Below are 13487 nucleotides of genomic sequence, written 5' to 3' on the forward strand. Positions count from 1 at the left end.
GACAGTGTCAACTCGGCCTTCGGCCGCCCCGTCCGTGCCATGCAGCAAGCCTATACATCTGAACAGAATTCCTGACTCAGAACACTAGGGCGTGTGTCGGAAGTGTTCTAGGTTGGCTGATGTGAGTCTGCGGGGGCGGAGTTATCGATATGTCGGACCGGTCGAGCTGAAGGCCGCGGTTCGGCCTGGTGGCGGTGGGTGCCGGATCAGCTCGGCGGCTGACTTCGGCAGCTGGATCACTGAGCGATCGCCGGCGGAGCTGGCCGAACCGTTCACCTTCGTGGTCGGCACAGACGGTGTGCTTCGGCTGGCGCCGCGACGAAGCGAGCACGTGGCATGTGCTGGCGGAGGCATGGTTCTGAGTGCCGGCGAGATCAGCTTCATGCACGAGGCAGACCAGTGGGCTGTGAGTGAGGTCAGCAACCAGTCCACCGGGTACTGCCCGGACATCAGCTCCTGGTCGGCAGTTGCTCGTGCTCTGGACGCTGTAGAACTCGGGCGGCCCTCCGGCTTCACCCATGAGGTGGTGTTCCGGCGGTGCCCCGACTGCCAGGAACACAACATCGTGCGCGAGGACGACTTCGTCTGCGTCTTCTGCGGCAGCGATCTGCCGGCAATGTGGAACGTGGATCCCACCGCGTGACGGCCAAGGGTCACAGCCACTCGTTGATGGCAGCGACAAGGACGGTCGCCTCGTAGCGGACCGCGAGCTTGTCGTATCGCGTGGCGACAGCGCGGTGCCTCTTGAGGCGGCTGATTCCGCACTCGACCGCGTGGCGCTCGCGGTAGTCGGCCGGGTCGAAATGCGGTGGCCGACCGCCACGGGAGCCGAGCTTTCTGCGATTGCGCGCCTGGTCGGCCTTGTCCGGGATGGTGCAGCGGATCCCGCGGCGGCGCAGGTAGGCACGGTTCTTGCGGGAGGCGTACGCCTTGTCAGCGCGCACGCGATTGGGGCGGACGCGCGGCCGGCCCGGCCCGATGCGGGGCATGCGTACCTTCTCCAGCACAGGTTCGAACTGCGGCGAGTCCCCGCGCTGCCCTGCCGTGACCACGATCGACATGGGTTTTTGGTCCTGCTCGACGGCAAGGTGCAGCTTGGTGGTGAACCCGCCACGCGAGCGTCCCAGCCCGTGATCACCGGGCTCGGTCAACACGCCACCCGGCGGTTCCTTCTGCAGGTCACCCTGCTTGCGGGCCCCGGCCGCATGCTGATGGGCGCGGCACACCGTGGAGTCGACGCTCAGGTACCACGTGATCGCACCCTTCGCATCGGCCAGGGACTGGAGCCGGGTGAGGATTTGCTGCCAGGTGCCGTCACGCTGCCATCGACGGAACAGGTCGTAGACCCGGCTCCACGGCCCGTACTCGACAGGCACGTCCCGCCACGGAACACCGGTACGGACCCGGAACCGTATGCCGTCGATCAGCTGCCGCCGAGGCCAGACGGGCGGCCGCGCCGCCTTCGTCCCCTTCGGCAACAACGGCTCCAGCACCGCCCACTGCTCGTCCGTGAGATCTCCCCGCCCCATGAACCATGATCATTCATCGCTCAAGATCCACTTTCGATACACGGCCTAGAGCTCACAGAGTGACCAGCTTCCTGACCCACAGGGCGCGCGTGCACGACGCCCGGCTCCCCCTCCACCGGCGGCACAGCGCGTTGCGCACCTGCCTCACCGTTTTTGCTCCTTACGGCCTGCGGGCGACATACCACCACCTCACGCTCAGCGCCGCGATCCCCCGGCGGCTGGAGGCGGACCCGGACGCGCCGGCGCGGGCGGTGGAGGAACTGCACGAGGCGCGGGTGCTATGGCTCGTGCGGGCAGAGGAGTACGCCGTGCAGCGTCGGGCGGAGAAGCAGGCCGGGCGGCGGGCTGTACCGAACCCTCGGCCGTGGTGGCTGCGGAGCTGGTGGGAGAGCCCGATCCGTGCCTGGTTCGAAGACCCGTTTCGCCACCCGTCGCTGCGACTGTCCGAGTACGTCCGGCGGCAGAACGCCCTTCTGGACGGTGCCGATCTGCCCGGCTGCCCGGCTTGCGGGGACGAGGGACCGCTGGAGCCGAACTCGACCGGACACGGCTGGGTCGAGCTGTGCCGTGGGTGTGCTTGGGCGCCGTCGCCGTGTCCGTGCGGGCAGCGGCACCAGCTCGTGCCGGAGCTCCCGTATGGCTGGAAGGAGATCTGGCAGCGGGCGCGCGCGGCGCCCTCGTCGACTTCTATCTGTCGGCCGAGCACCGTGACCAGCCCGGCACCGGTTGCCCCACCGCCGGATTCGCAGGGGACATGGCTCGCGAGCCCACAGCCGGGGAGGTGCGCGAAACGTACGCGGACGGAGTCGAGGAATTCGCCGCGTGGTTGTCCACCGACGCCAACGACGGCCTTCCCATGGTGGCCACGCCGGTCGGCGCGATCCTGCTTGCTCGCGCCACGGCGGGCACAGAGCTGTCGGAGAAGACCCCGGACGACCCACAAAGCCCTGACCGCGCCACACACGGGCCTCGACCCGGAATCCTGCGGACAGGAACTGTTCGACGGGGACTAGACGCCACGTAGGGTAGGAAATCTTCGACATCCCAGCAGTACGGGGTGGCGCCGGCCCTCCGCCCGCCCGCCCCACCTCTCCGGCCGTGTCGGAATGGGCTGCAACGGCCGGATGACCTGCCATTTGGGCATTCGGGCCATGGCGCAGCCGAAGACCACCCGGATGGTCGCCTGAGTGGGCCGCGCTTCAGCGAGGCAGCAGGACGTCAACCTGCCGCCGGATGTCTTGCGCGATCTCCTCGACGCTCAAGGCGATGTTGACGCTCGCAGCCATGCTGAGGAACATCACGGCGGACACGATGTGTGCCAGCGTCGCGGCGTCGCCCTCTGTGACCCGCCCGTCTCGGCGCAGCACGGCGGCGATGGCCTCCTCGGTCTGCGCGACGATGGCGAGTGCCGCGCTGTGCCGGGGTTCCTCGGGGTCGCCGAAGACCATCTCTCGCAGGTAGGTACGTCCGTTGTCGATCTGGGTGCGGTTGCACTCCAGGATCGGCCGGACGATCGCCAGCACCGCGTCCAGCACGCCTGGGACGGTCTCGGCGTCCGCCCGGCCCTGCTCGAGCGCTTCGGCGTACTTGGCGTTCTGCACGAGCAGGAGGAGTTCGCCCTTGGTCTTGGCGTAAAGGAACAGGGTCCCGGTGCCGATGTCGGCCTTGTCGGCGATCTGCTGGGTCGTGACCTCATCGATGCCGTGTCCGGCGAACAGCTCAGTGGCGGCAGCGACGATGCGGTCGAATTTCTCCTGCTTGTTCCGCTCGCGCCGTCCGACCGACCGGGGGGCGACAGACATGGCGGTGTCCTCCAGGAATATTTTCTGACTGTAGTCAGTTATGATTTCAGTCAGTACCGCGTGGGCTCGAATGTGGCTCCGCTCATTCTCCCATGGCGGGGCGACGAGTCATGCGCCATCCGTGCGCAGCCAAGTACTTCACGTCCCCTTGGGAGTGGGTGAACTCGCCGCACGCGGCGACCAGGTCCGCGTCCAGGGGCAGGGATGCGGTTGATCTGGGCTTTGGCCGAGGCGAGTGAGGCGCGGTCGAAGGAGGAGGGCCGGGCGGCGACGGTGCCGACGAAGGCGTCGAGTTCGCTGTCGGGGAGGGCGCGGGTGATCCAGCCCCAGCGTTCGGCGGTGTCGGCGTCGTAGTCGTCGCTGATGAGGATGGCTTCCAGGGCGCGGTCGCGTCCGATGGCGCGAGGCAGGCGTTCGCTGCCACCACTGCCGGGCAGCAGTCCGCTACCGACCTCGGGCGCCCCGAAGATCGCTTTCTCCCGGCTGGCGTAGCGCAGATCGAGGGCGAGCTCGTTCCCGCCGCCGCGGGTGCGTCCCCGGATGGCCGCGATGGTGGTGTACGGCGCTCTGGAGAGTTCCAGGACCAGATTCGTCCATGCCGGTACCGCGTCCGGGGCCTCGGGGGCGGGGAAATCGGCGACGGCCAGGTCGAAGCGGTTGTAGAAGAAGTCGGGGGTGGCGCTGTCGAACAGCACGATCTGGATGCCCGGGCGGTGGCCAGTTCGGCGACGATCCCGATGAGGCGCAGGACGGTCTCGCCGGCGATGAGGTTGACGGGCGGGTTGGCGAAGATGACCTTCGCGATCAGCGGCGAGGCACGCTTGTAGTGGATGGTGCTCTGCTCACTCATGGCTGGCACAGATGCATGACGGGTATCAGACGGCGACGGGAGGCGCGAGGAGGGCCAGGAAGCCGGGGCGGATGGATTTGCCGGGCAGGTCCGGCGGTCCCGCTTCCCATCTGCGCGCCGCTCACTCCTGGTAGTGCGGGAGGACGTCGCCGTTCTTGACGTAGGTGAGGGCGGCGGTGACATCGTAGGCGTGGATCGCGGAGACCTGCGGTGCCAGCCGGTCGGACAGGTCCTGGATCACCTGGCCGGTGAAGAAGGCGTCCCGTGCTGCGGTGTCGGTGAACCCGAGGATGAGGGAGGCATGGAAGCGCTGGTCGTGGGGTTGTCGTGGGCGACGGCCGGGGTGTCCCAGAGCTTTTCGATCCAGGGAGGAACGTCTGCGTGCGCAGTTCCGTCAGCACTCCGGTGCCGGCGAGCGCGGGTGCGAGCTGCTCGTTGACGAACTTCCGGAAGGCGCCGGCGCCGACCCCGTCTCTGCGGCGCAGGTAGACGAGAGCGCGGGCACCGACCGTCTGTCCGGCGCCTGCGACGTCGTACCACCGAGAGGAGTTCGGCGGGCCGGCGTAGAGCAGGGTGCGGCGGAACACGTTGATCTCGTCGGCGTAGGCCAGCTTCGTCTGCTCGCGCCCTTTCAGGGGTGCAAGCACCGATTGGAAGGTGACTTCCGCGACGCCGTCGATCTTCCGGTCGGCGGGGATCGCGGTCTGGACCCCGTCGGTGGCCGGCCACAGGCCCGTGTTGTGCTCGGCGAGGTGGATCTGCCGGTACTCCTCCAGGCCCGGGGTGGCGGAGATGATCCCTGAGTGCGGGCCCTTCCAGTGGTCCATGCCGGTCTTGCGGGGCTGGTCGGTGCGCACCCACAGCAGGATCGAGGAGGTGAGAGGCTTCTTCACTTCCAGGGGCGCGGCGACCGGTGACGTGCTCATGATGTTGCCTTTTTCCTGGTCAGATGGTGGTCATCGGGCCAGGAACTCGACCGCTACGGGGGCGAACTCCTGGTGGTACTGGAAGATGCCGCCGTGCCCGGAGTCGGGGTAGATGATCAGCTTGCTGTCCTCGATGCGCCGGTGCAGGTCCTCCGACAGGACCGACGGCACCATACGGTCGCTGTCGCCGTTGGCGATCAGGGTGGGCTGCGTGATCGACGACAGGTCGTCGGGGGCGGAGCGCCCCCACTTCTTGATCGCCTTCAGCTGTGTCTGGAACGCCTTGGTCTTGATCTTCGCGTCGCGGTCGACGGTGCGCTCCTCGAGCCGGTTGACGAACGCGCGCCCGGCGGCCTTGCCGGTGGCGTTGCGGTTGAAGAACAGGAACTCCTTGGGGTCCGAGCGGGTCAACGTGGCGCGCAGGATGTCCCAGTAGGTGATTCTGGCGACCTTGTCGATGTCCTTGCCGCCCTTGGGCCCGGTGCCGGTGAGGACGAGCTTGCGGACGAGTTCGGGGTGCTTGACCACCAGGGCCTGGGCGACCATGCCGCCGAGGGAGAAGGAGAAGACGTCGATCTTGTCGTACCCGAGCGCCTTGATGAAGGTGTAGGCGTCGTCGGCCATCGCCTCGACACTGTCCGGCACCTGGCCGGTGGACGCTCCGACACCGCGGTTGTCGAAGGCGATGACGTGACGGCCCTTCGCGACGGGGTCGATGATGCGAGGGTCCCAGTTGTCCAGGGTTGCGGCGAGGTGGACGAAGAAGACGACGGGGATGCCGCCCTTCGGCCCCAGCTCGCGGTAGGCGTAGGTGACGCCGTCGGCGCTGACGGTGCGGGCCGGGGCCTTCGCGTAGGAGGTGATGACCGCTTCGTTCGGGGTGTCGGTGCTGCTCATGACGGAATCTCCTCGTGTGCTTTGTGTCGCCCGTCGCGGTCGCGGCGGGTCAGCCGTTGCCGATGACGGCCTTGCCGCGGATGCCGCCCTGGGACAGGGACCGCAGCGCCTGCGGGGTCTGGTCGAAGGGGACCACCTTTCCCACGACCGGGCGCACCGCGCCCTGGTCGATGAGGGTGGTGATCTGGCGGAGCTGGTCGCCGCTGGCGCGCATGAGCAGGAACTCGTACGTCACGCCGAGCTTCTTCGCCTGCTTGCGGATCTTGCGGCTCAGACCTGCGACCGCCAGGCGCAGCAGCGGGTTCAGACCGGCCTCGCGGGCGAACGCGGGGTCCGGGGGACCGGCGATCCCGATGGCTTTGCCGCCGGGCTTGAGCACCCGCAGGGACTTCTCGAGAGTCTCCCCGCCGATGCTGTCCAACACCAAGTCGTAGCCGGTCAGGAGCTGCTCGAAGTCCTGGGTGCGGTAATCGATCACCGTGTCCGCGCCGAGCGCGCGCACGAAGTCCGCGTTGGAACCGCTGGCGGTCGTGGCGACGCTCGCACCGAGGTGCGCGGCGAGCTGGATCGCGATCGAACCGACCCCGCCGGCGCCTGCGTGGATGAGAACCTTCTGCCCGGGCCGCACCCTCCCGCGCTCCACCAGCGCCTGCCACGCCGTGAGCGCCGCCAGCGGCAGCGAGCCCGCCTCTTCCATGCTGATCGAGGCGGGCTTGAGCGCCACGTCGCCCTCCGCGACGGCGATGCGCTCGGCGAACGTGCCGATGCGGTCCTGGTCGGGCCGGGCGTAGACCTCGTCTCCGGGCTTGAAGCCGCGAACCGCCGTCCCGACACCGATCACGGTGCCCGCGACGTCGTTGCCCAGGATCAGTGGCAGCTTGTAGGGCAGGACCTGCTTGAACTCACCGGCGCGGATCTTCTCATCCAGCGGGTTCAGCCCGGCGGCCTCCACCCGGACCAGCACGTCGTGCTCCCCCACGGTGGGCTCGGGGACCTCCGCCTCCTGCAGCGGCTCCTTGTACTTGGTGACGACGAACGCTCTCATGGGGCGCTACTCCTAGCATTTGTTCTATTTGTCCAGGCTTGGGATTGAACGGCAAACCCGGTGCGGCATCCGAGGCCTCGCCCCGCCCGGCCAATCCGAGTACACTCAACTATGAGTCCACTCAGAAATATTGTCAAGGGAGGTCCCCATGGGGCGCGGCCACATGCCGATCGGGCGCCGCGAGAGGGCCAAACAGGACAAGCGCGAGCGCATCATGACCGCAGCCCGCGAGCTGTTCGCCGAACACGGCGTCAGCGGGGTCACGACCCAGCAGATCGCCCACCGGGCCGACGTCGCGATCGGCACCCTCTACCTGTACGCGTCCACGAAGGCCGAATTGCTGATCATGGTGCAGAACGAGAAGTTCGCCGCCGCCATCGATTCCGGCCTCGCCGCCGCGAACGCCGCCGTCGGACAGGGCGTGCTGGAGCCGGTCATCGCCCTCATCCGTCCCGTGGTGGAGTGCGTGAGGGAGCACATCGAGAACGGCCGCACCTACCTGCACGAACTCGTCTTCGGCGACCCGGCCGAGCCCTACCGGCAAGCGGGTCTGACCCTTGCCGGCCGCCTCGAGGACGGCGTCACCGGCCTGCTCACCCGCGACGAGCACATCGGCGCCGCCGACGCGGCAACGCTGGCGCGGGTGATCACCGCGATCATCCACATCAGCACCACCGCCACCGTGCACCTGCACCGCAGCGACGAAGCCGTGCTCGCCGACATCCGCAACCAGATCCGCGCCACCCTGGCGCCCCAGTGCCGCGGCGGATGACCGCTCGCTCCACGAGCCAACCGCTCTATCTCGGTCTGGCGCTCCGCGCAGCGTCAATCGTGGCGGCAATGCGGTCCAGCCGCATCGCGTGCCGCACCCGCAGCGTGTGCAGGCGCCCCAGATCCGGCGGCAGGTCAGGTGGGAGGCGGACGTCATGACGGCAATGCCGTGCTGCACGACTACGGCATCCACACCATCGGCCCGCTCGCCGCCGTCCCCTCCGAGACGGTGCAGCGCCTGCTGGGAGGCCGCGCCGACCGCACCGCAGCCGACCGCGCCCGCGGCACCGACCCCCGTCCCGTCACCCCACGCCTGCCGCCCACCGCCGCAACCGTCCGCCGCTCTTTCCCCCGCCAAATCCCGGACGGCGCCGACGTCCGCAGCGCCCTGCTCGACCTGCTCGTACAGCTCGGGCACCTGCTGCGCCGGCGCGGTCAGGCCGCTCGCGTCTCATCTGCCGGCGCCGGTTCTCAACGGCTCAGCGTCGCCACTCGTAGGTGCCGGGAGAGGTCTCCACAACCTCCTGAGGCCAAGCGGCACGGACACGGTGCAGCCGTTCGTGGTGCTCATCGGCCCATCCACTGGCCAGGCGCACCGGGACACGGACGGATGTTCCCGATGCGGCCAGGTCCTCCACCACGAACACGGCAACCCCGTCCTGACCGGACGGCTCGAACCGGATCTCGGGGTTGCGCCCGTCATCCATCCAGACGGCATCCCGCCCGGCTGCGAGCTCTCCCAGGACCTGTGACCAGCTGTCCAAGTCGTCCGGAGCCAGACACACATCGAGACGTCCTTGGGCGAACCCGCTCGTGACGACGATCTCCGCATCGAGGTAGTCGTGCAAGGTCAACACCCCGGGCATCGTCCGGCCCAGAACGCGAACCTCAAGACTGCTCTCCCCGTCGGCCAGACGGATGAGATCCACAGTGCTGCCCTCGGCCACGACCGCTCCCACTCTCGCATCAACTCTCGTCATCATGCATGTACATCAGCACTCGGCCGTACGGGGGCATTGAGTGAGGAGTTCCTAGCCCGTCGGCTGGGCGGGCCGACGAGCCTTCCGGCGCTTGGGATCAGTCATGAGTAGCCGTCGCACGACTGTCGTTGGTGATCCGTCCACATCTCCTTGTGGTTCCATGCACACCGGAAGGCGAGAAGCCCGTCAGGGGCCGGGGAGGCACGAGTGTCCGCAGCACGCGCCCACCTCGCTGACGTGTCCGGCCCGATCGCGCTCTCCACAGTCACCCTTGGCCAGAGTGAAGATCGGCTCCTGGGTGCAGCGCCAGCTGCCCACCTGGAACACCGCCGCGTAACCCTCCAGGTAGCGCACGTAGTCGCCCCGGCTCACCCACGGGCCGGCCTGGCGCGGCACCGACAGACCGGGGAGTTTCGACGTGCTGGGAGTGGCGTGCAGGCGCAGGTGGTCATAGCGCTGCGCCCAGCTCGCTCCCACGCGGTCCGACCGCTCCAGGATCACGGCCGGCTCTCCGGAGCGGTTCAGCAGCGCGGCGGCCGCCAGGCCGTGGGGGCCGGCTCCGATCAGGATCGTGGGAGCGCTGAGGTCTCGTTGTGGCGTCGTGGGCATCGCCTTCTACAACGGCAGACCTGTGCACCTCCGGCCAAGTGGTGCGCATCCGGCTGGACGCCATCGGCACGCCCGTCTCCGCCCAGGCCAGCCAGGCGGGCCAGGTGGCCAGCGCGCTGGGCGCCATCACCACTTCACCGAGACCTTCCAGTCCCGGCAGATGGACCGCCGTCTGCTGCTGGCCGGCTACCCCCGGCTGCTGATACTGCTGGCCAACCTTGCTGCCGTCGCCCTCACCGCCGCCCTGCTGGCCTTCCACACCACGATCCTGCTGTGGATCTCCCTGCCCGTACGCCAGACAGCACCCCTGGCGCTGGCCCTGGCGGGCGCCGGCCTCGCCTACGGCGGCAACGGTCTTCTGCTCGGCTCTCTGGTCCGCGGCGAGCTGGAGGGCTTCTTCCTCATCATCATGCTCAGCCTGGTCGACACCGGCCTGCAGAATCCCGTCTTCAACACGCTCATGGATGTAGCGGGAGTGTCCGCGCTTCCTCTGTACGGCGTGAACCAGCTGGCGCTGAGCTCAGCCCTCACCCCGCACATCCACTGGTCCCACGGCCTGCTCTCCGTCACCTGGTCCGCAGCGACCGGCGCCCTGGCGCTGCTCGTCCTCCACACGCACCGCCCTTCCCGCCCCCCGTGGTCCCGCAGAACAAGAGTCCAGACAGGGCGATCACGGGGAGGACCGTCTTCCCCCCGGGCCCTCGTTGCCGGTCAAGAGGCTGTCCCGTCATCGGTGCGCGCAAGGTGGTTGAGGCGAATGTCGTGCTGTGCCGAGTCCGCCGTCGAAAGTGATGGCCATACGCCGGAGCCGACTTGGATACCATGACGCCGGTACCCGCGAGCCCCGCAGGGGCCTGCCGTTCGCCTTCACCGGACAGCTCCTCCTGGCCGCCCTCGACCTACATGCCCACGGTGCCCGTCCTCCGCGGCGAACCGGCACGCGGAACACTGCGTTCTGGCCCCGCTCACCGGCGGGGCAGTGCGGAGTGTGCGTCGCGCGAAGTTTCTCGCGCGGCGGAGAGAGGCGTTCGAAGCCTCAGCCCACCGGCTCAGGAACTTCGACCGTCTCCCGTTCCGCCCACTCGATCTGCCTCACGCGCGGGTCAGGCGGGTCCTACGGGAGGGGGTGTGCGCAGCGCGATCATGGCGACGTCGTCATCGTTGTCGCTGGGGCGGACGTGGTCCAGCAGCAAGTCGCAGAAAGATTCGAGGGGGCGGTGGGCGAGGGAGGCCGCGTGTCGGCGCAGCCGGTCAAGCCCGTGATCGATGGAGTGGTGCGGGGATTCGACCAGTCCGTCGGTGTAGAGCAGGAGCGTGGCCTGGGGTGGCAGGACGGTGACGGCGTCGGGGCGAGGTCTGGTGACTCCGGTTCCGAGGAGTATGCCGTGAGCCTCGTCGAGGTAACGGGTCTGACCGTCGTGGGTGACGAGCAGGGGCGGCGGGTGGCCGGCGTTCGTCCAGCGAAGGCGCCACAGTGTGTCATCCCCGAGGGTGAGCCTGGCGAAGATCATGGTGGCCATGGGTACCTCGGCTATGTGCATCACGGCATCGTCGAGCCGTGTGACGACGGCGCTGGGTGCGGCCTCGGGGTGGGACCAGGCGAAGGCGCGCAGCATGTTGCGGACCTGCGCCATGCCGGCTGCGGCGTCGAGATCGTGTCCGACTACGTCGCCGATGGCCAGTGCGTGAGCGTGGGCGGCCAGAGCGAAGGCGTCGTACCAGTCGCCGCCCACGGATGAGGCGTCCGGAGCGGGTACGTAGCGCGCGGTCATCTCCAGCCCGGGCAGTACGGGCAGCTGGGGCAGCAGGTGGCGTTGCATGGTCTCGGCGACTTTGCGCTGGCGCTGATACAGGCGCGCGTTGTCCAGCGCCAGGCCCGCCCGGCGGGTGAGATCCTCCAGCATCGGCAGGTCGGCAGGGGTGAAGGCGTCATGACGCTGGGCGCGGCCCAGGGTCAGGGCGCCGAGTACGTCCCGCAGTCCGCGAATGGGTGCGATGACGGCGGAGTGCATACCCGTCGCGGTGAACAGGCGCTGCTGCTCGACCGCTATGCCGGAGTCGGGCGGACCTTGGTAGGTGGCGGGGCCGGCGAGGGAGGAGGCGGCGCCGCGCAGGGCCCGTGACAGGGGCATCGGTGACTCTGCTGGCACGGGAGGCATCGGGCCCTGCAGGTCGTCCCGCTCGACGAGAATGCCGTCCTGGTGCTCCATCACAAGAACGCGTCGTACTTCGTCACGTTCGGTGAGCAGGTCGAACACGGCCCAGTCCGCGAGCCGGGGCACGGTCAGGGCCGCCAGTCGGTGCAGCGCCTCGTCCGCGTCCAGGGTGGATGTGAGCTGCGTGGTCGTCTCCGCCAGCAGGGACAGGCGGTCCAGTTCCGTCAGCGGCGCGGAGTGCCCGCCGTCGGTGTGGCGCACGTCCCCTGGCTTCGGCTCGTACAGCACGGCCAGCGCACCTGTCCCGCCCGGACCGGGGGAGTAGGGCGTGACCAGCCAGGACAACTGGACGAGAGTGCCGTCCCCGCAGGCGAACCACTCGGCGTCGCCATGTCTGGTGTCCCCCGTGAGGATCGCCTTCCTCATCCGGCAGCGCGTGCGCGGCACCGAGTGCCCGTATCTGTCCCGGTGCAGCAGGTCGTGGAAGTCCTGACCGACGAGTTCTGAGGCTTCCCTGCCCAGCAGGCTTTGGGCCGCGCTGTTGACCGCGACGATGAGGCCATCGTCATCGACCGCGATGGCGGACGCCCGCAGGTTTTCCAGCGTTCCGTCGAGCAGGGCGCCAGAGCGCGCCTGATGCCCGGACAGGGGAATGCTTTCCCTGCCGGGAGCGGCGACGTCGTCCATGTCCCTCCTCTGTTCAAGCCCGAATCGACTCGACTACCCCAACCGGGTTCCGGCATGCGTCGAAGGCTCGCCTTCCCTGCTGCGACTGCTCGAGCACATCCTGGTGGTGCAGGAAGAAGCTGTCCTTGAAGTCCCGAACGCCGCTCGCGTGGGATGAGGAGGAACGGACTGTTGGCCTTGCGCTCGTCGTTGATCGGCAGTTTTAAGATCGACAACCGCGCACCGTCACTCTATGTGGGGGAGGTGGGTGGTGCGGACGATGCCGTGCACTCCAGCATCGCAGTGCGCTCCACCGGGTGGGAGTGGACGCCATCGTGCGCAACGGGTGGAGAGCGGCGTCCATCGTGATGCGCATCGGCTGTGCAGTGCACTCCACTCGATGCGCTCTGCCCGGTGGGGGAGGGTACATCGTGCGCAACGCAATCGCACCGCGCACGCACGCGGTCGCGCTGCTGAAGGGCGGCGAAGTCGGCGTGTGCCGTCTCGACGGCCTCTGGGTACGCCTGGGTCCTCTCGTGTTCGGCGACCGCCCGGTAGATGCTGGCCACGGGCGGGTTCTGGCCCTTGCGCTTGCCGGTGGGGATGATCAGGTCGGGCTGGATCTGCTCGACGGACTCGCCGAGCGCCTTGCGTCGCAGCACGGTGTGCAGCATGTCGTCGGTGATGACCGGGGGCCGACCGCCGTACTTGGCCTTGCGGGCCGCGGTCTCCAGCCCCTCCAACGTCGACTCCCGGATGTTCTCCCGCTCCGTCTCCGCCATCGCGGCGAAGAAGCCGAACAGCAGCTTGCCGGGGCCGGTGGGGTCGTAGATGCCGGGCAGCGGCCCGGCGAGCATCTCCAGCACCAGGCCGTGCTCGGTCAGATGGTCCGCGAGGGCGGTGAGCTCTGGACTTCAGGCTTGCCGTGGACGCCTGAAGACAGGAGGACTTGGTGCCTCCATGTGGGTTACGGCGCTTTTGGCCTTCGGCAACTGGCACGGTCTGCCGGGGTGGCGTGCGCTCAGAGGATGGGGCAGCACCAAACATCGATTTCTGGATGTTTTAAGCGGTCCATCGGTATATGGGGCTGTTTGGGTGCCGTAGTCGCACCGCATGTACTGGGTGCAACGTGCGACGTGAAAGGGGCACAGGCGTGGCTGACTGGAAGCAGATTCCTGGCGGTCTCACGACGATCTCGGTGGGGTCGCGGACCCATGTGTGGGGGGTGAACTCGTTGGGGCAGATCTACCGGTACA

12 protein-coding genes and 1 pseudogene are annotated in these 13487 nt (G+C 68.4%); 4 read left to right on the top strand and 9 right to left on the bottom strand.

Features of this window, described 5'->3' with window-relative positions; all coding sequences use genetic code 11:
- Window positions 1-121: 121 nt before the first annotated feature.
- A complete protein-coding gene (locus ACZ7DE_RS38010; protein WP_470769018.1) occupies window positions 122-643 on the top strand; it encodes a hypothetical protein in 522 nt (173 codons plus the stop codon).
- Window positions 644-653: 10 nt separating this feature from the next.
- Here the strand turns inward: ACZ7DE_RS38010 and ACZ7DE_RS38015 are convergent, their stop codons facing one another.
- The 5 genes from ACZ7DE_RS38015 to ACZ7DE_RS38035 all read right to left on the bottom strand — a co-directional run bounded on the left by ACZ7DE_RS38015 (window position 654) and on the right by ACZ7DE_RS38035 (window position 7049).
- Window positions 654-1529: an IS5 family transposase gene (locus ACZ7DE_RS38015; protein ID WP_470768967.1), complete on the bottom strand. Its 876-nt coding sequence runs from the start codon at window positions 1527-1529 to the stop codon at window positions 654-656.
- Window positions 1530-2728: 1199 nt separating this feature from the next.
- Complete coding sequence (locus tag ACZ7DE_RS38020; protein WP_470768968.1) at window positions 2729-3331, bottom strand: TetR/AcrR family transcriptional regulator; 603 nt, start codon at window positions 3329-3331, stop codon at window positions 2729-2731.
- Between the two features lie 50 nt (window positions 3332-3381).
- Window positions 3382-4026, bottom strand: coding sequence for an enoyl-CoA hydratase/isomerase family protein (locus tag ACZ7DE_RS38025; protein ID WP_470768969.1), 645 nt, complete (start codon window positions 4024-4026; stop codon window positions 3382-3384).
- A gap of 1111 nt (window positions 4027-5137) precedes the next feature.
- A complete protein-coding gene (locus tag ACZ7DE_RS38030) occupies window positions 5138-6004 on the bottom strand; it encodes an alpha/beta fold hydrolase (RefSeq protein ID WP_470768970.1) in 867 nt (288 codons plus the stop codon).
- Window positions 6005-6053: 49 nt separating this feature from the next.
- Window positions 6054-7049, bottom strand: coding sequence for an NADP-dependent oxidoreductase (locus ACZ7DE_RS38035; RefSeq protein ID WP_470768971.1), 996 nt, complete (start codon window positions 7047-7049; stop codon window positions 6054-6056).
- A gap of 148 nt (window positions 7050-7197) precedes the next feature.
- Here ACZ7DE_RS38035 and ACZ7DE_RS38040 point away from each other — a divergent pair, with 148 nt between their 5' ends.
- Window positions 7198-7821, top strand: coding sequence for a TetR/AcrR family transcriptional regulator (locus ACZ7DE_RS38040; protein ID WP_470768972.1), 624 nt, complete (start codon window positions 7198-7200; stop codon window positions 7819-7821).
- A 478-nt stretch (window positions 7822-8299) separates the two neighbouring features.
- On the opposite strand, the gene ACZ7DE_RS38045 is transcribed toward ACZ7DE_RS38040, so the two are convergent.
- Together ACZ7DE_RS38045 and ACZ7DE_RS38050 are read right to left on the bottom strand one after the other, a co-directional pair.
- The gene (locus ACZ7DE_RS38045; RefSeq protein ID WP_470768973.1) at window positions 8300-8767 is read right to left on the bottom strand and encodes a DUF5959 family protein; all 468 of its coding nucleotides are present in this window, start codon (window positions 8765-8767) and stop codon (window positions 8300-8302) included.
- A gap of 219 nt (window positions 8768-8986) precedes the next feature.
- The gene (locus ACZ7DE_RS38050) at window positions 8987-9409 is read right to left on the bottom strand and encodes an NAD(P)-binding protein (RefSeq protein ID WP_470768974.1); all 423 of its coding nucleotides are present in this window, start codon (window positions 9407-9409) and stop codon (window positions 8987-8989) included.
- Window positions 9410-9569: 160 nt separating this feature from the next.
- Here ACZ7DE_RS38050 and ACZ7DE_RS38055 point away from each other — a divergent pair, with 160 nt between their 5' ends.
- The gene (locus ACZ7DE_RS38055) at window positions 9570-10235 is read left to right on the top strand and encodes a hypothetical protein (protein ID WP_470768975.1); all 666 of its coding nucleotides are present in this window, start codon (window positions 9570-9572) and stop codon (window positions 10233-10235) included.
- Window positions 10236-10512: 277 nt separating this feature from the next.
- On the opposite strand, the gene ACZ7DE_RS38060 is transcribed toward ACZ7DE_RS38055, so the two are convergent.
- Both ACZ7DE_RS38060 and ACZ7DE_RS38065 read right to left on the bottom strand, forming a co-directional pair.
- The gene (locus ACZ7DE_RS38060; protein WP_470768976.1) at window positions 10513-12252 is read right to left on the bottom strand and encodes a PP2C family protein-serine/threonine phosphatase; all 1740 of its coding nucleotides are present in this window, start codon (window positions 12250-12252) and stop codon (window positions 10513-10515) included.
- A 230-nt stretch (window positions 12253-12482) separates the two neighbouring features.
- Window positions 12483-13127, bottom strand: a pseudogene (locus ACZ7DE_RS38065) (recombinase family protein); the annotation flags it as partial.
- A gap of 185 nt (window positions 13128-13312) precedes the next feature.
- Between ACZ7DE_RS38065 and ACZ7DE_RS38070 the strand changes: the two are divergent.
- The coding region (locus ACZ7DE_RS38070) for a tectonin domain-containing protein (RefSeq protein WP_470769019.1) at window positions 13313-13487 on the top strand (175 nt) is incomplete at its 3' end.

This window comes from Streptomyces sp. NPDC037083 (genome assembly GCF_055606485.1).

What these genes read in the sequence shown, in the direction of transcription:
- ACZ7DE_RS38020 (WP_470768968.1), bottom strand. Translation starts at nt 3,331, where the DNA reads ATGTCTGTCGCCCCCCGGTCGGTCGGACGGCGCGAGCGGAACAAGCAG.
- ACZ7DE_RS38040 (WP_470768972.1), top strand. Translation starts at nt 7,198, where the DNA reads ATGGGGCGCGGCCACATGCCGATCGGGCGCCGCGAGAGGGCCAAACAG.
- ACZ7DE_RS38060 (WP_470768976.1), bottom strand. Translation starts at nt 12,252, where the DNA reads ATGGACGACGTCGCCGCTCCCGGCAGGGAAAGCATTCCCCTGTCCGGG.
- ACZ7DE_RS38030 (WP_470768970.1), bottom strand. Translation starts at nt 6,004, where the DNA reads ATGAGCAGCACCGACACCCCGAACGAAGCGGTCATCACCTCCTACGCG.
- ACZ7DE_RS38035 (WP_470768971.1), bottom strand. Translation starts at nt 7,049, where the DNA reads ATGAGAGCGTTCGTCGTCACCAAGTACAAGGAGCCGCTGCAGGAGGCG.
- ACZ7DE_RS38050 (WP_470768974.1), bottom strand. Translation starts at nt 9,409, where the DNA reads ATGCCCACGACGCCACAACGAGACCTCAGCGCTCCCACGATCCTGATC.
- ACZ7DE_RS38015 (WP_470768967.1), bottom strand. Translation starts at nt 1,529, where the DNA reads ATGGGGCGGGGAGATCTCACGGACGAGCAGTGGGCGGTGCTGGAGCCG.
- ACZ7DE_RS38055 (WP_470768975.1), top strand. Translation starts at nt 9,570, where the DNA reads ATGGACCGCCGTCTGCTGCTGGCCGGCTACCCCCGGCTGCTGATACTG.